Below are 24,498 nucleotides of genomic sequence, written 5' to 3'. Positions count from 1 at the left end.
TGGATCATCCCATTGACTCAAAAGACACATTTGCTCTAAAGAAATTGGGTTAATGTAGGGTATTATTCATGAATGATGATGGTGAATGATTCCGACCAATCTCATCATTAACCTTGTATCCCATAAAAAAAGCTCATTCCTTCTACCGAGACAGACGGAATAAGCCTACTTTACTTACTATCCTGTTACAATTTTTTCGGTGTTGGACTTGGCAAATTTTCAAACGCATACCCATTAATCCCGGCAAAATCCATCTTTTTACGCAACTCACTGACAAACTGCGTAAAATAAAGGCCACGATCCATGCCGCCAGCATATTTTCTCAAGTCGTAATCGTAGGATAATGAATCGTATATGGGCTGTAAATCATCAACGAGCACTTTTTTCATATCCGCTTTTTTAATAGATGGATCGATACTGCATTCGTTCACGAGCGCCTGTAATGTTTCCTTGAGCGCATCATTGTCATAGGACGGGTGAGAGAGTAAAAATTTCAAATCATACAAGTCTTTAAACCTCGGCCTGACAATCGTTTGATGCAGCTTCCAAGCAACCTGGATGGACAGAGGTACAGTGTACGGAACATGAAAGCTTTCTCCAAAGGCAGGTTGGTACTCTAGTGGAACCGGGTCTGCATCCATTTCCAAGTGAAACGAAATATCCAGATTCAGCTCATTATAGTCATCCGCTTCCCTTGTTTGACCTTTGAAATAATAAGCAATATCCGTATTGATCGTCGGAAAATCATCTGCCATAGCGTAGTCGATATATCTCCAAAATGCATTCTTTCGAAAACTTCTAAACACGACGCCATCGTTCAGATCCATTTCGGTTACTTGAATCATCCACTGTGTAAATACTTCATGGGCATGTTCGACGTCCCTGATTTTCCCCGCATACAATAAGTCGATATCATCCGCGTCCCGAATCTCTCGGTTGTCCAAATATTGTCTGGTTAGAAGGCTGCCTTTTAATACAAAGGGCATATTCACTAGAGCAATTCTTCTCAACAGTGCTTCCAAAACAACGAGCTCTCTCGCCTCATATTCCAACTCTGCTACATCATCATATGTAATCATCATGATCCTCCATCTAAAAATTAGGAAATCCAGCCGCTGTCCAGTTCTTCGCGGCTGTCATAAATACATAGTTCATATTGTTCTTTGATTAGCCCGATCTGATTTGCTTGCAAAATGGTATGTATCTTTTCTACTCGATCGTAAAACTGTTTCGGGCTCTCATATTCTCGGACGGTGATAAATCTCACTTTTCCATTCGCATTCAAAGAGTTTCTCGAAATATGTCCACCATGACCCTCACATAAATTTCGTAACGCGGCGACATCATCGACCTGTACTTTGCCATGCCATTCGAAGTAAGGCTTCGAGTTTATGATGGGCTGGTGAAAATACGTTTCTTCTTTTGGAGAAATCTCTACTTTTTTTCGGACGATGGTAAAACCGTTGTTTTGAAACGTAGCTGCAATCTTTTCCATCTCTTTATTCACTTCATGAAAATCAGGTCGTTTGATTACTCCTGTTATCATCGGTTGATTGATGTAATTTCCCTGATCCAAGACGATCATGACCGGTTTCACTTGTTCCGATTGGCAGAGATCGATAAAAGCTTCCTTTTCATCAAGTTGTAGATCGTTGAAGGTAACATGAAACTCAAATTCCATTGCTTCACTCCCTGACTTTCCTTGTATTGCACAATCAATTTATTACCTTTTCTTCCTATTTGTATCGACATATCTTTTCTATCTCTTAACCGTTTCGTTTATAAAATAAAAAAGTAGAGGTACGCTGAGAATCTTCTCTCAACATATCTCTACTTCGAATAAGTCCTAGTTGCTAACCATTTAGCTTGGTGGTTGCTGAAAAGTCCAGAGAGTGTACTTTTATGGACCAATACCCCAAGATTTCATCGAGTCTTACATCTTGAACCCTAACCTTTGAGCCTAAAGAGCTTTGACCCGTAAGTTTTGAAATCTGAACGTTCATCTTTGAGCTTTCATCCTCGTATTCGCCAAATAATTTGTAGGATGGCCTAGTTAACCCACTAGGCAAGGGACTCTCGTTTATCAGCTATTCAAATGACTAGCAAACCACACTGTTAATCCACAAGATTGATTTTGGTAATCGTATTGGATTCACTTAAGATAAAATCGACTTCACACTCAAACTCATCGATTTCTTTACTAAGCGTATCCATTTTCTCTTTCAACTTCAAGGGGTCTACGAGCTTTGCTTCATTTTGCTCTTTAAACGGTTTGGAGATCGCTTCCATTTCCGTATCCTTCACCTTGGAGTCTTTGCCAAAGTTCGCTTCGAGCAGCTTTTCCAATCGTAGCTGTACTTCTTCATTTTTCGATTCAACCTGCGTGACTGCATGGTTGTAATCTCTTCTCATTTTCTCCAGCAGTGATTTCTCGTATTGAATGGACGTTTTTCGCTCGATTGCTTCTGCCACTGTCATTCTCTTGCCGCTAATCGTTACCATCGTCTTTGCGTTGGACTCGACGATCAGCGACTTAATGTTTTGTCTTCTTTTTATTAGATCAACAACGGATTGGTAGTTTCGCTCTGTCGTTTCCACATACAGTTCTGTTGACGTATAACCAGTTACTGGCTTAGGTCCAATTGCGGAAGACATGAAAGTCGTTTCATTGATTCCTTTTTGGATTCTTTTATCGAGTAATTTTAATTCTGAGAGTCCTCTTGTGATAGACATTTCCATCGTGTCATTCCTCCTCGTGGAGTTTTGATAGAAGAATTGTTTATGTATATAAGGGGTTACATTTGGTAGTTTACTATACAACTATATGTAAATAGCTGTCAAATTTCTTAGGGGATTGGTTTGAAAATTTCCACTTAAACTATCGTATCTAAATGATATGCAATTGGGCTTCTGTTCAATTTTTTCTAATAACAAGGTTTTTCTTGTCATCACATCATCGAATTGTTCCAGTGACAGTTTTTCCTTTAGTTGTTGCATATCCAAACGATCCAATTCTTTTAAAAGATACTCTTTGGATTTGTGAAATACCTCCGAATGGGTTAAAAATCCTCCATCTATTCTCATGCAAAAAGACTCATTCCCCCTCATCATTCAAGTTGGAATAAGCCTTTCGCAATTTATGAACAGTATCAAAGCTGCAAATATAGTCGATATAGCATTCGGGCAGCTTCCCCGCGAGTGACAGCCTCGCCAGCTCTAATCTGTTTATTAGCAGGAACATCGATCAAGCGCTGTTTCACAGCCAAAGCCATCGTTGGTTTCGCCCACTCGGAAATCGTCTGTTGGTCTGTGAATTGATTCAAGTAGTCCTCTGTATTCGAAGGGTAATAGTAATTCTTCTTTTCATGTAATGATCTTGCGCCAATCGCAGCCATTTCTTCCCGGGATATGGTATGATCCGGCCTAAACGTGCCATCCGGATAACCTTTCACGATATCCTTTTTTTCGGATGAAGCGATAAATGGAACATGCCATTGTGGCGGATTCACGTCTGAAAAGCTCTCCGTCGCTGTTTCGTCCAAAGCGTAAAAAGCTCTTACCAGCATCGCCGTGAACTCAGCACGGGTAAGCGGTGAATCAGGCTCAAAGTTGCCATCTTCTTTCCCAGTTACGATTCCTTTCGATCCCAGAAATTGTACGGCTTGCTGTAGTTCAGGATCCCGGTTGTCCACATCAGGGAACGTTTTGGTATTATCGTCCACGAAATACGTTCCGGAACGGTTTATTTCGGCTTCCATGCCGTTATTGTACGGATTGAACTTTCCACCGATAGGCTGCGTGCTTTTCCCATTCGAATAGAACACGCTATTATTTGTCGCGTCCGCCTGATTTGCAGGCAGAATGAGACGGATGTTGCTTGATACGTTCGAAAGCTCCTGCCCTTGTTCATCTAAAAATTGTACATGATATCCGCCGTTATTGTTTTCGACCAAGCGAATAACGATAACCGGGAGCGAATGGAACAGGCGATTTACAGTCGCAAGGTTAAACGTCAGTTTCGCATCCCCCGCATGGACGGTAAGATAGTCGACATCCTTACGATTCGTGAAGCTATCCTTGTAAAGCTTGATTGTAAAACCGTTTTGGTCAGGCAACGACAAAATTTCCCCATTCACGACCAACTCCCTAGCAAGAGCAATGTTGTTTTCCGATAGCGTCTGCTCCACCGCATTCTTAGCCTTTCGCGCATTGTCAGCTACGCGGTCAATCAAGTCAGAAGTAATGACGAGTTGGCCGTCAACAAGCTTTGGCTTTTCGCTGCTTGCGGCTGTAATCACAAGCTCTCCTGCTTGGGTCAGTCCCTCCACAATAAACGGACGCTGTCTGTCAGCGACAGGTACCGATCGGACGGCAGTGTAGTACGTATCGGACAACGTGTTACTGTCGACGACGTACAACAAAAAGGAAGCGGTCACGTCCGGAGAACCAGCTCTGCTTGCAGTTGCCCGTACAATGGTCTGCCCGGGTTTGTTCGCTTTTACGACCTGTGTGCCATTCACATTCGATAAGGTTCCTATACTCGGATCGTCAATGGTGTACGCCATTTTTGTCCCGGGAAGCAAATTATTTACCGCAATGAACTGTTTGTTCCCAGGTTGCAGCATCGTAATATACGGATAGAGACTCATTTCCGGCGTAGTCCGTATCACAGGCTGAGCTGTTGCTCCAGGGTGATTGCCCGTTGGTTTGTCTGCTGTCCTAGGGCGTTCGGCTGTTGGTTTGTCTGTTTTCACTGGACGATTGCTAGTTGCCGTTTCTCCCGTGAAAACAACTAGCTTCGGCAAGGCAATCGAATCTGCCCAAGCCCACAAAGTCTGATCCTTTTTTACTACATAGTAATACCTTTTGGGTGGGGAAAAGTCGCTATGGTGTATAGAAGCGATGTCCGTAAGCTCTGGGAAAACTTTATGGTTGTTGTCCACTGACCAAAGCTGATCGTCCTCTCGGAGGGCATAAGCTTCGTCGATATTCCGATCTCGAATGGAATCCAATTGAACCATCGTTCGCGCGTCTTTTGCTGCATGCAAATACAAGGGATGCTTATTCGTGTCAGCGGTTGACCAAGACAAGACTGTGCCATCTTTCATATAAGCATAGCTGGTAGAAATGCCCGGCTCTATCTTGACGATATCAGCAAATCCGTTCATCTGCTCTGGACTTGTGTTTTTCGAGCGGTTATTCGGCAGATACGAGTTTGCCTTCCACCTCCAAACCGTACCGTCCTTTTTCACAGCGAATACGATGCCATTCGCCATTTTTATGGATACGACATCATCTAGTAGCTTTGTTCGGACTGTAGTAGGTGAGCCACCCTTAGTGGTACCTATTTCACTTCCCAAACTCCATACGGAACCGTCTGATTTTAAGACGAACAAGACTTTGTAGGCACCCGTATAATGGGCGACTAGTGACGTTCCATTTTTCAAGTCTTTGATTTGCCGCGGAACACTTGCAGAACTCGTTTCAAGGGTAGTGACGGGGGCGGCGTCCCAATACCACACCGTACCGTCTTTTTTTAGCGCCGCATAGTTAACAATATAGTTACCCCGGGCCGATTTCCTTTTGACTGTCATCTCTTTGACATCCTGCAAGCCCGGAATTTGCATCAGCTTGGCTTCATAGAATGGATCTGAAGCACTCAGAGGATGTCCATAGATGTACCAAGTCCATACGCTTCCATCTTTTTTCGACAGTAGCACATTATCGTTCAGGATGTGGTAATCCTCCCCGATACGTGTATACTGCTGTTCGTAAACGTCTCTTGTGTCGTTCCCTTTGGCTTGAACCGTATTAGATTGCGCCGTCAGGATTAACACAAGGCTTAACAATGCTGCCATCCATCGTTTCATAGTTTTCCTCCACCAGTACTCTCCTTGATAGTCTTCTTGCGCTGTCTCTTTAGATTTCCATAATTTACACCACGCTTAATATTAACAGAACAAGAAATATTTACAATGAACTACCTAATCAGGAAAAGCAAAAAGCCAGGGCTACTCTCCCTGGCTGTCATACGTTACAGAAGTCCTTCCTTTTGCCCTTTTTGTACCGCGTCATCCCGATTCCGCACACCGAGCTTGTCATACAAGGCAGACGCATAGTTACGCACTGTCCCATCTGACAAATACAGCTTGGAAGCGATCGTTTTATAGCGCATGCCTTGGGAGAGCATCTGCAAAATCTCCTGCTCCCGCTTCGTTAAACCATAAACATTCTCGTCTTTTTCGCTTATTTTCGATGCAACGAGTAATTCTTCCTGTTCGTTTACTGGTTGTGCATCCAGCATTTTATGAAACAGGTCCTGTGCAATCATCGTTCCGCCGCGATGGACCAGGCGAATCGTTTCCGCAAGCTCACGTGATTCAATCGATTTCAAGAGATAGCCGTCTGCACCACTGCGCATAATTTCCTTGGCTTTTTCCGTATCTTGAAACGTAGACAGGACAAGAACACGAATACCGGGCCATTTTTCCTTGATTCGTTTTGTCGCAGTGATCCCGTCCATATTCGGCATCTCCAAGTCCATCAGCACCAGGTCTGGTTCCAGCTCCTCGCACAGCTCCATAGCCTGCGCCCCATCCTCTGCCATCCCGACTACCCGCAGGTCTCGCTGTCCCTCGAGTATGGTGCGCAAGCTTTCCCGAATAAACGAGTGATCATCGACGATAAACAAACGAATGATTTCATCCGTGCTCTCTACCAGCCTCGGCACAAAACAAGTAATGATCGTTCCTTCTCCCCGCTCTGAGTATACGGATACTCTTCCTTGCAAATGAGCGGCCCTCTCTTTCATCGTCGTGATCCCGAAACCATCCTTCCAATTTTCCATCCCGTGACCGTTATCCTGTACTTCCAGCCTCGTCTGTTGCGGCTCAAAATAGAGAGAAACGACGATGTCCGTAGCCTGCCCGTGGCGTACCGCATTCGTCAAAGATTCCTGTAAGCAGCGAAACATAGTCATTTTCACCTGCTTACCAACAGGATACTCTTCTCCGATCGCACGAAACCGTACATTTACCTTTGCATGTGTCTGAAACTCCTCCGCAAGCTGCTTCAGCGAATGAACGAAGGGAAGCGTTTCTTGCGGTGACCCCATCTGATGCAAGTACCCTCTCACTTCCTTCATGCCGTTTCTCGCAAGCTTCAAGAGGGAGTCGAGCTTTTGCGTCCCTTCCTGCGACACCACATCCTGACGCAAGGTTTCCAGCCCCATGATGATCGAGACATAGGAATGCCCCATTGTATCATGCAGGTCCTTGGAGAGTCGGTCCCGCTCCTCCAGCAGAGTCACTCTCTCGATTTGGGTGAGGTATTGCTCCAGCACACTGTTTTGCTTGCGAATAATTTCATTTTGCCGATGGTTGACAATGAGCAAATGAAAGGCAAACCCCAACACATAAGCAAGCCCGACTTGCGGAAAAATCTCGAACACATCAATTTTCCGCGAGAAAAGCACAATCAGCAGTGGAAGGAAAACAATCGTAATGGGAGCCGACCAGCGAAACGATTTCTCCGCACTATTGGCGGCAATCAAAAAAGCTGGCATCAAAAAAGTAAGGTACGCCTCCGGAAACAAAGACGTGAGATAAATCGATAATCCGCCAAACAAGAGCATTTCAGCTATCAGATAGTAACGATAGCTCAGCATTAAACAAATCCACGGGACGGAAAACACCATTATTTGCCACAAAATAACAATCCATAAGGGCAGCGTAAGAGAATCTCCCCATTGTATTGTCGTAACGGTGAGTGAAAAGCAAATGAGCAGACGTAAAAAAAGCATCACCCAGTCATACCATGCCCATTGTTTTACGATCTCTAGCAAACCATCATCTCCTAATTGCTTTGAACATCAAGCGAGTATACCCTCCAATTAATTTTACCAGTCCGTTCCCAATCTTGGAGCACCCGATCATGAGTATGAATCCTAAACTCATGATTTGCAATGCCTTCAGCTCTGAATCCACTACGCTCCCTAAAAAATTTATCTCTATGAAATGATAGAGCAACGGTACGATCGCAAAACATACGGGTGCAATGTAGATAAGTACTCCGACCACCAGGCAGATACAGCCTATGACAAATTTCTTCATCAGCCAATAAATGGATATCCAGTTTCTCTCATCCGTTAATTCCGCTTTTGCCTGCTTCCATTGATTTCCCGCTGCTCTTTGTCTCATTGCCAACGGTTCTATGGAAATATCGGTATAAATCTTCGTCTGAATACGTTCATACTGGACAAAGGTTTGAGTTGTACGCAACACATTGGTGAGCAAAGGAATTCCCACTACGGTAAATGACAAGGCCAAGCCAAGCATGATACTGACCAAGTAAAAACATAAATAAAATACTCCCGAGACGAATGTAAACAGCAAAAAGATAACATTTTGAACGTTACGCATAATCGCCCTTTTCATTTAAGCTAATTCTCTCCTATCTATACCTTTTCCGACACGATGATGACGGTCTGCCCTTACCGTAATCCACTGCGCGTCACATGAGCCAGTACCAAAATGTCATATGACAGGCTAAGTCATGTCATTTCATCAAAATCATTTTGTAAGTCGGAAAAGTGATGACAGGAAGTAACTACCGAGTATGACGCGAGCTTTGCCATACTGTGCTCGAGCGCTCACTCTAGGAGTCGCTGCGGTGTTACCAACACAAAAAGGAGAATCGCACATGAAAAAAGTGATACAAAAAATGAGTCTCGTCGTTTTTCTTCTCTCCACCACCTTGATTACCGCATGCACACAGCCGCTCGGTGCCATGGAATCAAATCAGACTGCTTCCAGCATAAACGGACCGGTGGATGCCAAAGAAGTAGAAGCGTTTGCCGATCCACTGTTTGCAGAGAAAATGAAAAAATACAATGTGAATGGTTCCAGCTTTGTTGTCGTACGTGATGGCAAGGTCATCGTGAACAAAGGCTACGGCTTCGCTAACAAGGAAAAGAAAATCCCTGTTGATAAAGATACGGTGTTCCAAATTGCCTCTGTATCAAAAACCTTTACCGCTTTGGCTGCCATGCAGCAAGTAGATGCAGGCAAAATTGACCTGCATGGCAATGTAGAAGAATATCTCGGTGGGCTAAAGATTCCTAATACGACAGGAAAACCGGTCACCATGTACGACTTGCTTACCTACACAAGTGGCATCGATTTGCCTGATGGCATTGCCATTACCGGTGCAAAATACATTGATCAGGACATCTCGATGGATGAATACCTTCCAAAGCATATGCCGACTGTCATCCGACCACCTGGCGAGGCCTATACGTATGATAATTCTGGATTCTTACTTGCTGGTTACGCCGTGGAAAATGCAAGTGGAATCCCCTTTGCCGAGTATATGGATGAAAAAGTGTTCAAGCCTCTCGGAATGACCTCGACCAGTGTACGCTTTAAGCCTGAGCTCTTGAAGAGAATGGCTGCCAATTACGTCGGTCGTAAAGGAGAGCTTCGTCCTCCAGAAGGGCGCACTCCAACTGATGGTCCACAGGGAAGCATTCTATCAACAGGCGAAGACATGGCCAAGTATATGATCATGCAACTGCAAAACGGAAAATTTGACGGCAAGGAAATCGTCAGCGAAAAAAGCATGGACTTGATGCATACGTACCAGGTTTTCGCGGATAAGGACATCCCGATCACAACCGTAGGCTTTGAAGGCTATTTCCCAGAGCTGGCAAATGGTCAACACGTTGTTTTGAAGGGTGGAAACATGCCTGGGCATTCTTCCTTGATGGTATTGGTCCCGGAACAAAAAACCGGCTTTTTTATGTCCTACAACAATGATTCGTTTTTAAGCTCCGATATTTACAAAGAATTCATGGATCATTACTTCCCAGAAACAAAAGCAACGGTAGAGCCTGTTTACTTGCCCTTGAGTGAAAAAGATGCGCAAAAATATTTCGGGATTTATCAAAATACGCGTATTTATTCTTCCCGTACTTCTATTTCCTACGAGAATAGCTCACTCATGTTTGAGGATGAGATAAACGGAAAACAAAAGCTGCGCATGATTCACCCATTGCTGTTTGTAGATGAGGAAGGCGAAAAAATCGCGTTCAAGAAAGACCAAAACGGTAACATCAAATACTTCTATTATGCTTCACCAAAAGGTGCTGCGCTCGTTGCTGATTCACAAAAAATGGAGGTGACACAGACCTACTCAGACGTCCCTACCAATAGTCGCTATAAGAGCTATATCAACAATCTCAACGCTCTTTCCATTATGGGAGCGAAATCAGGAAGCAAATTTGATCCTACAGGGACCATGACACAAGGCGAATTTACTGACGCCCTGATCAAAGCACAAGGCCAGTACGTATTTGCCGGAAGTGAAGACGGGATTAGACAACAATTAGCCACGGGCATCCCTAATTTGAACCCATCGGCACCAATCACAAGACAAGTCGCTGCTGTCATGATCCAAAATTTGAAGCAGCTTGAACCAATGGCAAACACCAAAACGAAGCTGCAAGATGCCGATGCATGGGCAAAAGATGCGATCACTGCACTTGTTTCACAAGGCATCGTTGATCCTGATACGAAGGTTGGCGCAGATGGCTCTTTCAAATTCCGTGCAAAAGATTTACTGAAGCGTCAAGAAGCAAGTGCCTTGCTTGATTTAGCGTTTGGCTACTATTCGCTGCCGATTAAACGAAACTAACTCCTCTCTGAGCCAGTGCCAAAACGTCATTTGGCATGTCAAGTCATGTCGTTTCATCACAGAGACAACAACTATTTAGTATATCGGAAAAATGATGACAAGAAGTAACTACCGAGTATGACACGAGCTTTGCCATACTGTGCTCAAGCGCTCACTCTTAGAGTCGGTGCGTCAAACCGTGTTGCCAACACAAAAAGGAGAATCGCACATGAAAAAAGTGATACAAAAAATGAGTCTCGTCGTTTTTCTTCTCTCCACAACCTTGATTTCCGCATGCACGCAGTCGCTCGGTGCTGTGGAATCCACTCAGGCTGCTTCCATTGCTACCCAAGGACCGGTGGATGCCAAAGAAATAGAAGCGTTTGCCGATCCACTGTTTGCAAAAAAAATGAAAGAACATAATGTGACTGGTTCCAGCTTTGTTGTCGTCCGTGATGGCAAAGTCATCGTGAACAAAGGCTACGGCTTTGCTGACAAGGAAAAGAAAATCCCTGTTGATAAAGACACGGTGTTCCAAATTGGCTCTGTAACGAAAACCTTTACCGCTTTGGCTGCCATGCAGCAAGTCGATGCGGGTAAAATTGACCTGCATGCAAATATAGAGGAATATCTCGGTGGGCTAAAAATTCCTAATCAGACAGGAAAACCAGTCACCATGTACGACTTGCTCACCTACACACCCGGCTTCGAATTGCCAGACGAAACGACCTTTACCGGTCCACAATACATCGGGCAGGACATCTCTATGGATGAATTCCTTCCAAAGCACATGCCGACCATCATCCGACCACCTGGCGAAGTCTATACGTATGATAATACAGGATTCTTACTCGCTGGCTACGCCGTGGAAAAAGCAAGTGGAGTCCCCTTTGCCCAGTATATGGATGAAAAAGTGTTCAAGCCTCTCGGAATGGCCTCGACCAGTGTACGTTTGAAGCCTGAGCTCATGAAGAGAATGGCTGCCAATTACGATCTTAATGGCGAGCAACGTCCGCTAGAAGGACACGCTCCAACTGATGGTCCACAGGGAAGCATTATATCAACAGCAGAAGACATGGCAAAGTACATGATCATGCAGCTGCAAAACGGAAAATTTGACGGTAAGGAAATCGTCAGCCAGAAAAGCTTGGAATTGATGCATACGCACCAGATTTTCGCGGATGACATCCCGATCACAACCGTAGGCTTTGAAAACTATTTTCCAGAGTATACAAATGGTCAGCACGTTGTTTTGAAGGGCGGAAACATGCCAGGCCATTCTTCCCTGATGGTATTGATCCCGGAACATAAAACCGGTTTTTTCATGTCCTACAACAATGATTCAATGGTTAGCGCTGATATTTACAAAGAATTCATGGATCATTATTTCCCAGAAACAGAAAAAAAAGCTGAGCCTGTTTACATGACCTTGAGTGAAGCGGATGCGCAAAAATATTTCGGGCTGTATCGAAATACGCGTGCCTATTGGACACGCACTTCTATTACCTATGAGAATGGATCACTCGTGCTTGAGGGTGAGGCAATCGGAAAACAAAAGCTGCGAATGATTCGCCCATTGCTATTTGTAGATGAGGCAGGAGAAAAAGTCGCGTTCAAGGAAGACAAAAACGGTAACATCAAATACTTCTATTATACAGCGATGAACGGCATGAGCCTTGTTGCCCATTCACAAAAAATGGAAATGGAAAAGACCTACTCAGACGTCCCTAACACTAGCAGCTATAAGACCCATATCAACAACCTCAGCGCCCTTTCCATTATGGGAGCGAAATCAGGAAGTAAATTTGATCCTACAGGGACCATGACACAAGGCGAATTTGCTGACGCCCTGATCAAAGCAGAGGGCCATTACGTCTTGGCCGGGAGTGAAGACGTGCTTAGACAGCAATTGGCCGCAGGCATCCCTAATTTGAACCCATCGGCACCAATCACAAGACAAGTCGCTGCTGCCATGATCCAAAATTTAAAGCAGCTTGAACCAGTGGCAACCAGCAAAGTGACGCTGCAAGACACGGCCGACGCATGGGCAAAAGATGCGATTACTGCTCTTGTTTCACAAGGCATCGTCGATCCTGACACGAAGGTAAACGCAGATGGCTCTTTCACATTCCGCGGAAAAGATTTACTGAAGCGTCAAGAAGCCAGTGCCTTGCTTGACTTAGCATTTGGTTACTATTCATTGCCGATTAAACGATAAGCATCCTTTTCCTCTTTTTGGGATAAAGTAGGGATTTGTTGTATACCCTACTCCTTTGAGGGAGGTGACTGGTCGTGGAAAATAGCGATAAACACAGGGGACAAGCTGAGCAAAGAGTTTCGAGTGACTTGAATGAGAAGGAAATCGAGCTTCAGCATCAATATCAAATGTTCCCTACCCCAGATGAAAAACGTGCTTCAAAAGTAATTACCGAGTTGAAAGATTAATAGCTACTCTCCCCCACTTTAAGGCTGTCGAGCAACTCGGCAGCTTTTTTCATTTGGTCCGTAATCCGCTGAGCATGACATGAGCGAGTGCCAAAATGTCATATGACACAAAGTAACTACCGAATATGACGCGAGCTTTGCCATACTGTACTTAAGCGCTCACTCTCGGAGTCGGTGCGCCAAAACGTATTAGCAAAACCCAAAGGAGAATCCCACATGAAAAAGGTTTTTCAAAAAATGAGTCTCACGATTTTTCTTCTCTCCACGACCTTGATTGCCGCATGCACGCAGCCGCTCGGTGCAATGGAAATAAATCAGACTGCTTCCATTGCTGCCAACAACATAAAAGGACCTCTGGATGCCAAAGAAGTAGAAGCGTTTACCGATCAACTGTTTGCAGAGAAAATGAAAAAATTTAATGTGAATGGTTCCAACTTTGTTGTCGTCCGTGATGGCAAGGTCCTCGTGAACAAAGGATACGGCTTCGCTGACAAGGAAAAGAATATCCCTGTTGATAAAGACACGGTGTTCCAAATTGGCTCTGTAACGAAAACCTTTACCGCCATGGCCGTCTTGCAGCAAGTCGATGCGGGCAAAATAGACCTGCATCATAATGTAGAGGCATATCTCGGCGGGCTAAAGATTCCCAATAAGACGGGAAAACCGCTCACTCTGTACGACATGCTTACTTACTCAAGCGGCTTCGATTCTCCTGACATCACTACCTTTCTCGGTCCACAATACATCGAGCAGGACATCTCGCTGGCTGAATTCGTTTCAAAGAATAATATGCCGTCCGTCATCCGACCACCTGGCGAGGTCTATTCGTATGATAATACAGGATTCTTACTCGCTGGCTACGCCGTGGAAAAAGCAAGTGGAATCCCCTTTGACGAATATATGGATGAAAAAGTGTTCAAGCCTCTCGGAATGTCCTCGAGTAGCGTACGCTTGAAGCCTGAGCTCTTGAAGAGAATGGCTGCTCATTACCGACCTAATGGCGAGCCACATCCGGCAGAAGGATTCATTCCAAGTAGTGCTCCGCAGGGAAGCATTCTATCAACGGGAGAAGACATGGCCAATTACTTGATCATGCAGTTGCAAAACGGAAAATTTGATGGCAAGGAAATCGTCAGCAAGAAAAGCATCAACTTGATGCATTCTTACCAGATTTTCGCGGAAAAGGACATGCCGGTCACGACAGTAGGCTTTGAAAACCTTTATAGAGAGCTGGCAAATGGTCAGCACGTTTTTTTCAAGGGTGGAAACATTCCTGGACATGCTTCCCTGATCGTATTGATCCCTGAACAAAAAACCGCCTTTTATATGTCCTACAACAATGATTCGGACATGAGAGCCGATATTTTCAAAGAATTCATGGATCATTATTTCCCGGAAAAAGAAAAAGCAGAGCCTGTGTATTTGCCCTTGAGTGAAAAGGATGCCCAAAAATATATCGGACTGTACGAAAATACGCGTGGCTTTTGGACCCGCACTTCTATTGCCTACGAGAATGGCTCACTCATGCTGGAAGATGCTACAAGTGGAAAACAAAAGCTACGCATGATTCATCCACTGCTGTTTGTAGATGAGGAAGGCAATAAAATCGCGTTCAAGGAAGAGAAAAACGGTAACATTACATACTTCTATTATTCCACGCCAAATAACGTCACACATGCCGTTGCCCATTCACAAAAAATGGATAGGAAAGAGACTTACTCAGACGTTTCTAACACCAGTAGCTATAAGACCTATATCAACAATCTCAGCGCGCTTTCCATTATGGGAGCAAAAACAGGAAGTCAATTTGATCCTACAGGGACCATGACACAAGGCGAATTTATTGACGCTCTGATCAAAGCACATGGCTGGTACGGATTTCCCGGGGATGAAGCCATCAATAGAAAGCAATTGGCCGCAAGCATCCCTGATTTGAACCTTTCGGCACCTATCTCAAGACAAACCGCTGCTGTCATGATCCAAACTTTGAAGCAGCTTGAACCTGTGGCAACCAGCAATGTGAAGCTACAAGACACAGCCGATACATGGGCAAAAGATGCGATCACTACGCTTGCTTCACAAGGCATCGTCGATCCTGATACGAAGATAAGCGCAGATGGCTCTTTCACATTCCGCGCAAAAGATTTGCTGAAGCGTCAAGAAGCAAGTGCCTTGATTGATTTAGCGTTTGGCTACCATTCTTTGCCGATTAAGCGGTAAGCATCTATGGCAAACGCGCTTCAAAAGTGATGACTGAGTTGAAAGATTAATAACTACTCTCCCCTATTTTAAGGCTGTCGAGAAACTCGGCAGCCTTTCTTCGTCCAGAAAAAAGAATCCGCTTATAGAAGACGGATTCTCGCCAGTACCTATCATTTTCTAGTAATTGCTGCGCTTCCCAACGAACAGGTATTTAGAACACACTCTCATTCTCACTATATCGTTACACTCTCTTCAATCACCAGTTCACCGTTTGTCGCATCGAGACTAGCCTCTACGCCCAGAGGGAGAGCAATGTTGCATGCACCATGCCCGATCTGAATGTTCCAGATGGTCGGTTTTCCGTAAGGCACGACGATATTTTGAAACACATCCCAGACAGAGAAGCCTTCGCGCTTTTTCGGCTCACAATCGGTCCATGTCCCGATGACGACGCCCGCACAATCATCAAACAAGCCGCCTTGAGCAAGCTGTGTCAACATGCGGTCAATCCGGTACGGCTCTTCGTCGATATCTTCGAGGAACAACAGCTTGCCTCTCGTATCGAGCTGGTATGGCGTCCCCATCAAAGCAGAGACGAGGGCGAGATTCCCGCCGACTACGGGTCCAGCTGCCTGACCTTCGACGAGACAGACGATTTCTTCCCCCGGCGGATTAATGATCGCTCCCAATGGCTCGGGGCGAGTCATGGCACGCAGCAAATATTGCTTGGACCAGTCATCCAGTCCATGTGCGATGTCTGAGGTTGCCATCGGTCCGTGAAGGGTAGCCAGATTCGCACGCTGTCCGAAAACGGTATGCAGCGCGGTAATGTCGCTGTAGCCGATAAACAGCTTCGGGTTTTGGGCGATGAGGTCATAATCGAGCAAGGACAGTATTTGCGGGGAACCGTAACCGCCACGCATGCACATGATCCCGTCTACTTCCTCGTCGACGAACATGGCATTCAGCTCAGCCGCCCGGTGCTCAGGAGTTCCCGCCAAATACCCACCGTACGCTTCTCGGCACGTATCTGATATTTTCACCTTGTATCCCAAACCTTGCAGCTCTGCCATTGCTTTGTTCAGCACTTCTTCTGTAGCAGGACTAGAGGTTGCCACTACTCCGATTGTATCTCCCGCTCGTAATGCTTTCCCTTTGTTCATCTGTCCAGTCTCCTCCTCCGGGTTCTCTCCCCATTATCGTACATCTATGTCACATGGTGTAGCCATTTTCGCAGCTTGCGACTTGCAGACGGCTGACTGATTCCGAGCGCTTCCGCTACCTTTGTCGTCGTCTTATGCTGCTCATACGCCCGGTGCACGAGCTGGCGTTCCACCTCATCCATGGCATCCTGCATCTGCATTACACGATCGACCTTGATCCCTTTGTTCACACTAGTCTCTTGGTTATGAATATAACGCGGAATTTGCGCGGGCGTAATGAGGACATCGTGAGACGTGACGACGAGCCGTTCCACCACATTTTCCAACTCCCTCACATTGCCAGGCCAATCATATTCACTGAGGATGCGGTAGCAGGTATCTGCGAGCTGTCTTTCCAAACAGTACTTTTGCGAAAAGACATTGAGAAAGTAATGAACGAGCACAGGGATCTCTTCCTGCCGTTCGCGCAGCGGTGGAATTTCCAATGGTACCACGTGAATGCGATAGTACAAATCCTCGCGAAACTTGCCTTCCTTGACCATTTGCCGCAGGTTTTTATTCGTGGCTGTGATCAGCTTTACATCTACTTTTCGCGAAACAGAGCTGCCTACGGGCGTAATGGTTTTTTCTTGCAACACATTCAACAGCTTCACTTGCAAGGAGAGTGACATTTCCCCGATCTCGTCCAAAAACAGCGTGCCTCCGTTTGCCTTCTCAATTAAACCTGCCTTACCATCTTTGAACGCTCCTGTAAAAGCACCCTTTTCATAGCCAAACAGCTCTGACTCCAGCAATGTCTCAGGAATGGCTCCGCAGTTGATATGCACGAATGGCTTGTCCACCCGCGGACTGCACTCGTGGATGTATTTTGCCAGCACGCCTTTTCCGACACCTGATTCTCCCAGAAGGATCATGGATGATTCTACCTGCGACAGTTTTTTGGCCATCATCGCGACCTGCTCCATGGACTGACTGCGGTAGATCAAGCTCGTCTCTCCTTTTTGTCTGTTGTTCTCCTTGGTCATTTCACTCTGCAAGACCGTGCTGACGTACTTGACTTCATGTAATTCCTGCTGGAGTTGCTCCTGGCTCGTGATATCAATGAACGTATGGATCACTCCGCTAAAATTCCCGTCCTGATCCCAAATCGGTGTGCCTTCCACAAAAAGCTTGCGATTTTTGCGGGTGGTTTGAATCGTGTGTACCTTTTTCTTGTCGCGAATGACCCGCATCGTAATCGTTGGAGCAAAATAGCCGAGGTGATGAAACTCCTCGATACGCTTGCCCATCATCTCCCTGGGATCGATTCCGAAAAATTCTTCATATCGTTCCGAGCCATACAAAGTCCTGCCTTCTGCGTCTGTTACGTGCACGATATCAAACAGCGAGCCTATCAGGGCTTCATAATCGATCATGTCGCTCTCTACCTCCCGTGCCCCCCGCAGCTTGTGGAGTGACACGTACATAGCGATTCGTCGGTCTGCCTACCCCACCATAGCTGACATCCATTCTGACACTCCCGCTCTTCTCCAGATAGTCCAAATACCGTCTGGCCGTCACTCTCGCGATCCCTACGCGTTCGGCCACGTCATCTGCCGAGAGCGGCTGACTCTCTTTCTCGATCTGGCGCATGATTTGCTCCATGGTGACAGCGTGCAGTCCCTTCGGTAGCACTGCCCTGCCTGTAGTGGCATCGGCTTGTTCTTTTTCTGGACTTTTGCGGAATAACAGCTGGTCGACCTCATCCTGGGATGCGGTTCCCTCCCAATCAATCCGTCGGCGAAACTCTCGATAGTTTTCCAGCGACTGCTTGATCCGTTCAAACTGAAACGGCTTGATAATATAGTCCATCGCCCCATTGCGCAGCATGGACTGAATCGTGGTCTTGTCCTTTGCAGCTGTCACAACGATGACGTCCACAGCATGTTTGGCGGCGCGCAACTCCATCAGCGTTTTCACCCCGTCCTGGATCGGCATGAAAATATCAATGATCACCAAGTCAGGTGTGAGCTCATTCACTAGCTTGAGTCCATCTGCCCCGTTGGCTGCAATTCCGACCACGACAAAGCCCGGGACGCGCTCTATGAACTGCTTGTTGATTTCCTGTACCATCGGATCGTCTTCCATTATCAGTACACGAATGTTGTCGTTATCCTTCTCCATGGCTCTCCACCTCCCCCATCGGAAACGTAATGAGAAAGCTGGCCCCTTCTCCTCGTGCTGAATGGCATACCAGCTCGCCTCCCCCTTTATTGACCAATTGATGCACCAGATGCAGACCAAGTCCACGGTGCGCACGTTCTTTCGTAGAAAATCCCCGTTCCAGCATGCGTCGGCGCGTCTCTTCGTCCATGCCGATTCCATTGTCCTCCACCAGAATAGAGCAAATCTCTTCGTCTTGCTCGATACTGATCATGATCTCCTTATCCTCGCGTTCGATTCGCTCCAGTGAATCAAAGGCATTCTCGATCAGATTCCCCAAAATGAGCACGAAATTATGATGATCCATGTACGGTGGAAAGCATTCCAAGTGACTCCTGCGATCAATGACGACACGGATACCCAGCTCTCTTCCGCGACTGACTTTGCCAATCAAGAGCCCAGATAAATTCTCATCCATGATCCGCGTCGTTAAAAAGGAGGTGAGCTCCTCCTGCTGCTCGTTGACCTCGAACAAATACGCGAGTGCCTTTTCATGCTGATGGAGCTGGAGCAAGCCTGCGATGGTATGCAAATGGTTCATGTGCTCGTGATTTTGTACCCGCAGTGCACCGACGAATTCTTTTACGCCTGTCAGCTCCTCCGCCATTCTCGCCACCTCTGTTCTGTCCTGAAAAATCGCAATCGCGCCGACGATCTTTTCCTCGACCTTGATCAGAAAACGGTTGGACCAGAGCAGTGTATTGCCGACGTGAATTTCTGTATTGGTAAAATTCTGGCGTAGCTCCAGCACTTCTGGTAATCTGGTGTCGTGCAGGACAGACCGTATGTGCTTGCCCAGCACCTCTCCTTCTATGCCAAAAATTTGCTTCGCTCTGTCGTTAAAGATCGTGATTCGCTCCCGATTGTCGATGGCGATGACTCCCTCGTGCATGGCATGGAAGGTCGCGGTTCGCTCTACCAGGATTCGTGCGATTTCGTCCGGCTCTAGGTCGAGCATCTGCTTTTTCATGTGACGGGCCAACTGATAAGAGCCCCACACCCCGAACAATAAGGAGAAGAAAAAGGTCAGCACGATATTGTTTCGCTCACTGTACAAGATCCCCCAAACATCCGGCATCACACGTCCGACCAAGACAACACCCACCTGCTGATGCTGGTCATCCATGATCGGCACGTAGGCCCGCAGAGCCGTTCCCATCTCTCCTTTGACTTTTTGAAAATAGGAGTGCTCGGCATAGGCCTCATCAACCGCAGGGTCCATAAACACGGTACCAATCCGCTCATCTATTGGGTCTGAGTAACGGACACGCTCCCTATTCAGTACGACGATATACGTCACATCATTGACGACGCGCAGGCTGTTTGCTGTCGGTTGGATGACCTTCCACCCGTCTGGTTCCTGAATGCTTTTTTGTACATTGGGAATCGTCGCAACCGTGCGCGCTGTGGTCATCAGCCGCTGTCCCAGTTGGGTTTCCGTAATCCGAATAATCCCTCCGGCCATGATCAAGTTTCCAATGATCAAGGAAAAAAGAACGATTCCGACGGAGAGTAGCATAATCTTCCATTTGATTGTTAATCGTTCAAACAGGTTCGTTCTTTCCTTTCCATTGGGTTTATACTCAAATTCATTAAACGTAAGCAGGTGTATGAAAATGAAATCGTTGGTAACCAGTACATTCATTGTCCTGCTCGGACTTGTGAGCGCTGTCATTATAGGCTTCAGATCAGATTTCCTGATGGAAAACAGAGGATACGACGAAGAACAGGTGGGGCTGTCCAATCAAATTATCATCAAGTTTAGCCATGTGATTGCGGAAAACACGCCAAAGGGTCTGACTATCGAACGCTTTTCCCAGCTAGTGAAGGAAAAGACAAACGGACGTGTTGAGGTACAGGTCTTTCCCAACAGTATCCTCCACACGGAGAAAACTGAGATGGCTGCCCTGCAAAACGGCGAAATCCAGATGATCGCCCCTGCATTCTCCTATCTGTCAAACACGATTCCCGAGTGGGCTGTCCTTGATCTGCCTTATCTGTTTCGATCGCAAGAGGATGTCGAAACGGTATTCAATGGGGAAATCGGCCAAATACTATTCGACAAGCTTGAAGATTCTGATATGAAAGGACTGGCCTTCTGGGGAAGCGGCTTTAAGCAAGTGACAGCCAATCGCCCGTTGATCATGCCTTCCGATTTTGTCGGCCAACGTTTGCGCATCATTCCAGGCAACGTGATCGAAGCTCAGTTTCGCACGCTTCAGGCAATCCCTGTAGGCTCTTCCTTCAATGAATTATACAGCATGCTAGCTGCCGGAAAAGTAGACGGCGAAGAAAATACAATCTCTAATGTGTACACCAAGCGGCTTTACCAAGTACAAAATCACATGACGATCAGCAATCACAGCTATCTGGGCTATGCCGTCGTGATTAATAAAACGTTTTGGAACAATCTCCCCGCCGATATTCAGCAGGCCATATCGGAAGCGATGCAAGAAGCGACAGCTTACAATAATCAATTGACTGTTTCGATGAATGACAAACAGCTGCGCTTGCTCCAAGAAAATGGGGGAATGCACATCCACTTACAGACAGCAAAAGAACGTGCGGCCTGGATCACAGCGTTGCAGCCAGTCTACGATCAGTTCGCTCCGAGTATCGGAGAACCATTGGTGCAGAAAATCAGAGAGCTCCACCAACGCCGGTGAAGCTCTCAATCAATCTCCTCGCTCTGCTCCTTGCGCATGGGCACAATCAGCGTAAAAACTGATCCCTCTGACGTGCTTTTTGCGAGGAGGAGATCTCCGCCAAGAGCCTTCGCCATCATGCGAGAATAGGACAGCCCCAAACCGAGCCCACGTACTTTGTCTTTTTTATTGCTTCCCCGAAAGAAACGCTCGAACACAAGTGGCTGTTCCTTTGCGGGTATTCCCGGCCCATCATCTTTGACGTCGATTCGTAAATCCGTCTCCGTCTCGTAGAGAGTGAGCGCTATGCTCCCATTCTCACCAACAGCCTGTTTTGCGTTGTTCAAAAGGTTAATCAAGATTTGCTGTACACGGCCCGGATCGACATAGATCATCGTCTGCTTTTCCAGAACCTCAACGGTAAACGTGACGTGACCGAGGTCGTGGACAATCCGCCATTGTGAGGCGATCTCGCGGATTAGCTTGTTCACGTTTTGCTCTTCCTGACAAACGGTGATCGCTCCTACGGCAAATGAATTGAAGTCTAGCAAATCCTCTACCATTTTTTGCAGGCGCTTCGTTTCCTTCAAGCAGATTTCCAAAAACTCCTTCTGCTCCTCACCGGAAACCACCTCGTCGTTAATTGCCTGGATTAATCCACTAATCGACGTAACGGGGGTTTTCAGCTCGTGTGTTACTCCAGCCAAAAGCTCTGTTCGCATACTTTCCAGCTGCCGAAGACGGTCGGCCATTTCCGCAAACGTATGCACCAGCTCGTGAATTTCCTTTTCCTTGATCGTTTTATTGATCAAGACGTCGTAGTTTCCTTCTACGATCTGGCGAGCGGACATCACCACATTTTGAATCGGCTCAGACAGCTTCCGCGCATGAAAATAAATAACCGCCCAGCCAAGCACACCCAAACTGCCCAGCATGATAACCAAATATTGGATTTCTTCTTTACCTACTTTGATATCTGTTTCTGGGAAAAGCAGGATCACCTTGCCAATGACTCGATCATTGTATTCCAAATTTTTCCTCACTACGTACAGTGTCTCACCTGACGGATGCCTCACTTTATCCCACCTATCTGCCTGCTCCAACAACTCAGGTGCTGCCTGCTGCAAGGGAGGGGGAAGTTTGGTTGGTCGACTGTAAACGACCTCTCCTTTTACATCTTCAATGAACAAAATCAGGTTGCGATCAACACCCATAAACTTACGCCGATTATCTAATACCTGATGAAGTTTTTCCCCCACCAGAATATTTCCAACATCATCGACGACTCGATCAGCTACTTCCTCTGCAAACAATCGCGTGACCTCGATCTGCTTTTCAATCGCAGCGTACTTGATCCAATAAGCAGAGACAGCCCCAATGATGAGCAATCCGATCACGAGGGTGAGCAGATAGCGTGTGGTCCAATAACGCAGCAGCGATACAGGCTCATTATTTTTTATAAACACAGAATTGATACCCAACCCCTCTTTGCGTCTTGATCTCGCCCTCATGAACCGGCCAATTCTCCAGAGTCTTTCTGACTCGCTTGATCGCCAGGTCTACGGCACGGTCACTTCCCCCGTAGTCTATTCCCCATACTTGTTCAATCAATTGCTCACGGGTAAAGGTCTGATTCGGATTTTGTGCCAGAAAAAGCAGCAAGGACAGATCGCGCGGGTGAAACGTCAGTTCGAGACCATGCAACGTCACGTGATGGGACTGAAAGTTTATTTTCAAGCTTCCAAATAGTCGGGTCTCTTGATCTTTCACCAAAATAACAGAGCGCCGTAGCACCGCATTTACTCGCGCCACTACTTCGTCCGCGACAAAAGGCTTCGTTATGTAGTCATCTGCTCCTTGATTCAGTCCCTTGAGCTTTTGGTCTGTCTGGCCCAGCGCAGTCATGATAATGACCGGACAGGAGCTCTTTTCGCGAATATACTGGAGGATTTCCCAACCATTGCGTTCAGGGAGCATGACATCCAATAGAACCAAATCCGGCTTTTTTTCATCAAAAAGCTGCACGGCCTCGATCCCGTCATTCGCTTGCCAGACCTCATGCCCTGCCTTTTGCAAGTAAGCCTTCAGCACGCGCGATATCACTAGTTCATCTTCTACCAATAAAATACTTTTCATATCTTCCCTACCTGATTTACAGACATATAATCATTCCTATTCGCGAATTCTCGCATGGTCCTCTATACTCTACGTACTTCTATTCTATCAGTTTACAACCTTGTATTAAAATTTGCCTTTGATGTTTTTGGAAAATAGGAAAAAAGCCTTGCATCCCATGTAAAGGAGCAAGGCTTTTTTTGTGAGAAACGTCCCCACTATGAAGAAATTAATTAGATTTCGTCATCTTCGAAAAAGATTTCTTCATCGCTGGCATCAGCGGAGAAATCGTGCAGGTTGTCGCCATCCTCGTCAACGATTTCGCCATCAATGTCAGCATCTTCGAACTCATCCCAAATGTCTTTTACTACACTTTCAACGAGGTCTTCGAAATCGGAATCATCCAGATCATCGTACTCGTCTTGGAACTCATCCAGGTCAACCTCAATTTCTACATCGATATCATCTTCATCGCCCTTCAGCGTGAACTTCCACTCGATATCTTTGAAGTCATCGTAGTCCTTGTCGAGTTGATCTTCCAGGTCGTCCAGGTCATCTTGGACATCATCGTCATCATCTCTGTTGCTCTTGCTGTTTTTCAAATCAGTAATCTGTTTGTTCAGGCTGTCAATTGTGCCTTGCAGGCTTCTGATTTGAGCATCACGTGCAGCCAACTCGTTTGCTTGTTGGGAGTTAGGCATGTCTTTTACCGTAACGGTGTACTTCGTGCCATCCCATGCTACATCCTTGTTGAATACGCCAGCCATCATGCGAAGTGGAATGTACGTGGTTCCGTTTACGATGAATGGTTCGATTGTAGTTGGAACAGCTGCGCCGTTATAAATAACTTTAATATTGTTGTACTTAGCTTGCAGATTCTTCGTTCCAGTCGCTGCTTGAGAGCTCGTCGGAATAAGCGTGGTAGTCAGAATCAACGCTGAGGCAATCGCCAGATATTGCTTCTTGAACATAGAAAATCCTCCATTCTCCCGGTTGTCTATTTCTTTCGTGTCACTATGTACATTTCCTACTTTACCTATCGTTCGTGTCGAGAG

Annotated in this window: 19 protein-coding genes; 5 read left to right on the top strand and 14 right to left on the bottom strand. The window is 46.2% G+C overall.

From position 1 onward, the window contains the following. Window positions 1-185: 185 nt before the first annotated feature. The 7 genes from HPY27_RS15675 to HPY27_RS15645 all read right to left on the bottom strand — a co-directional run bounded on the left by HPY27_RS15675 (window position 186) and on the right by HPY27_RS15645 (window position 8,435). Entirely contained in the window at window positions 186-1,082 is an 897-nt protein-coding gene (locus HPY27_RS15675; RefSeq protein WP_254612912.1) for a nucleotidyl transferase AbiEii/AbiGii toxin family protein, read from the bottom strand. Window positions 1,083-1,099: 17 nt separating this feature from the next. Continuing rightward, window positions 1,100-1,681, bottom strand: a complete 582-nt coding sequence (locus tag HPY27_RS15670) for a hypothetical protein (RefSeq protein ID WP_106836466.1) — start codon at window positions 1,679-1,681, stop codon at window positions 1,100-1,102. A gap of 434 nt (window positions 1,682-2,115) precedes the next feature. Further along, window positions 2,116-2,739: a hypothetical protein gene (locus HPY27_RS15665; RefSeq protein WP_173623149.1), complete on the bottom strand. Its 624-nt coding sequence runs from the start codon at window positions 2,737-2,739 to the stop codon at window positions 2,116-2,118. A gap of 81 nt (window positions 2,740-2,820) precedes the next feature. Continuing rightward, on the bottom strand, window positions 2,821-3,084 hold the full coding sequence (locus HPY27_RS15660; RefSeq protein ID WP_174225392.1) for an Imm3 family immunity protein: 264 nt from the start codon (window positions 3,082-3,084) through the stop codon (window positions 2,821-2,823). A 65-nt stretch (window positions 3,085-3,149) separates the two neighbouring features. Continuing rightward, window positions 3,150-5,870 carry an S-layer homology domain-containing protein gene (locus HPY27_RS15655; protein WP_174225391.1) on the bottom strand — a complete coding sequence of 907 codons (2,721 nt, stop codon included), beginning with the start codon at window positions 5,868-5,870 and terminating at the stop codon, window positions 3,150-3,152. Window positions 5,871-6,034: 164 nt separating this feature from the next. After that, entirely contained in the window at window positions 6,035-7,843 is a 1,809-nt protein-coding gene (locus tag HPY27_RS15650) for a helix-turn-helix transcriptional regulator (RefSeq protein WP_174225390.1), read from the bottom strand. Between the two features lie 4 nt (window positions 7,844-7,847). Continuing rightward, window positions 7,848-8,435, bottom strand: coding sequence for a sensor domain-containing protein (locus HPY27_RS15645; protein ID WP_173623153.1), 588 nt, complete (start codon window positions 8,433-8,435; stop codon window positions 7,848-7,850). Window positions 8,436-8,700: 265 nt separating this feature from the next. Here HPY27_RS15645 and HPY27_RS15640 point away from each other — a divergent pair, with 265 nt between their 5' ends. The 4 genes from HPY27_RS15640 (at window position 8,701) to HPY27_RS15625 (ending at window position 15,336) form a co-directional block, all read left to right on the top strand. After that, complete coding sequence (locus HPY27_RS15640) at window positions 8,701-10,692, top strand: serine hydrolase domain-containing protein (RefSeq protein ID WP_174225389.1); 1,992 nt, start codon at window positions 8,701-8,703, stop codon at window positions 10,690-10,692. 208 nt (window positions 10,693-10,900) lie between these two features. Further along, window positions 10,901-12,889: a serine hydrolase domain-containing protein gene (locus HPY27_RS15635; protein WP_174225388.1), complete on the top strand. Its 1,989-nt coding sequence runs from the start codon at window positions 10,901-10,903 to the stop codon at window positions 12,887-12,889. A 74-nt stretch (window positions 12,890-12,963) separates the two neighbouring features. Further along, the gene (locus HPY27_RS15630; protein ID WP_173623156.1) at window positions 12,964-13,116 is read left to right on the top strand and encodes a hypothetical protein; all 153 of its coding nucleotides are present in this window, start codon (window positions 12,964-12,966) and stop codon (window positions 13,114-13,116) included. 216 nt (window positions 13,117-13,332) lie between these two features. After that, complete coding sequence (locus HPY27_RS15625; protein ID WP_173623157.1) at window positions 13,333-15,336, top strand: serine hydrolase domain-containing protein; 2,004 nt, start codon at window positions 13,333-13,335, stop codon at window positions 15,334-15,336. 215 nt (window positions 15,337-15,551) lie between these two features. Here the strand turns inward: HPY27_RS15625 and HPY27_RS15620 are convergent, their stop codons facing one another. The 4 genes from HPY27_RS15620 to HPY27_RS15605 are packed head-to-tail and all read right to left on the bottom strand — an operon-like array spanning window position 15,552 to window position 20,202. After that, on the bottom strand, window positions 15,552-16,481 hold the full coding sequence (locus tag HPY27_RS15620) for a S66 peptidase family protein (RefSeq protein WP_017247363.1): 930 nt from the start codon (window positions 16,479-16,481) through the stop codon (window positions 15,552-15,554). A 44-nt stretch (window positions 16,482-16,525) separates the two neighbouring features. Beyond that, complete coding sequence (locus HPY27_RS15615) at window positions 16,526-17,896, bottom strand: sigma-54 interaction domain-containing protein (protein WP_017247364.1); 1,371 nt, start codon at window positions 17,894-17,896, stop codon at window positions 16,526-16,528. Further along, window positions 17,883-18,644: a response regulator gene (locus tag HPY27_RS15610; RefSeq protein ID WP_174225387.1), complete on the bottom strand. Its 762-nt coding sequence runs from the start codon at window positions 18,642-18,644 to the stop codon at window positions 17,883-17,885. The genes HPY27_RS15615 and HPY27_RS15610 overlap by 14 nt, the downstream gene beginning before the upstream one ends. Continuing rightward, entirely contained in the window at window positions 18,631-20,202 is a 1,572-nt protein-coding gene (locus tag HPY27_RS15605) for an ATP-binding protein (protein ID WP_017247366.1), read from the bottom strand. The genes HPY27_RS15610 and HPY27_RS15605 overlap by 14 nt, the downstream gene beginning before the upstream one ends. A gap of 97 nt (window positions 20,203-20,299) precedes the next feature. Here HPY27_RS15605 and HPY27_RS15600 point away from each other — a divergent pair, with 97 nt between their 5' ends. Then, window positions 20,300-21,349, top strand: coding sequence for a DctP family TRAP transporter solute-binding subunit (locus tag HPY27_RS15600; RefSeq protein ID WP_174225386.1), 1,050 nt, complete (start codon window positions 20,300-20,302; stop codon window positions 21,347-21,349). Between the two features lie 5 nt (window positions 21,350-21,354). Here HPY27_RS15600 and HPY27_RS15595 read toward each other — a convergent pair whose 3' ends face one another. From HPY27_RS15595 to HPY27_RS15585, 3 genes are all read right to left on the bottom strand, one after another. Beyond that, complete coding sequence (locus HPY27_RS15595; RefSeq protein ID WP_017247368.1) at window positions 21,355-22,809, bottom strand: HAMP domain-containing sensor histidine kinase; 1,455 nt, start codon at window positions 22,807-22,809, stop codon at window positions 21,355-21,357. Then, complete coding sequence (locus HPY27_RS15590) at window positions 22,778-23,464, bottom strand: response regulator transcription factor (protein WP_017247369.1); 687 nt, start codon at window positions 23,462-23,464, stop codon at window positions 22,778-22,780. The genes HPY27_RS15595 and HPY27_RS15590 overlap by 32 nt, the downstream gene beginning before the upstream one ends. Before the next feature lie 212 nt (window positions 23,465-23,676). Then, entirely contained in the window at window positions 23,677-24,414 is a 738-nt protein-coding gene (locus tag HPY27_RS15585; protein ID WP_173623162.1) for a stalk domain-containing protein, read from the bottom strand. Window positions 24,415-24,498: the final 84 nt, after the last annotated feature.

Origin of the sequence: Brevibacillus sp. HB1.1, assembly GCF_013332445.1 — a bacterium.
Lineage (GTDB): Bacteria > Bacillota > Bacilli > Brevibacillales > Brevibacillaceae > Brevibacillus > Brevibacillus porteri.
The sequence above is the reverse complement of the archived record's forward strand: the minus strand, read 5'-3'. Positions and strand labels throughout refer to the sequence as shown.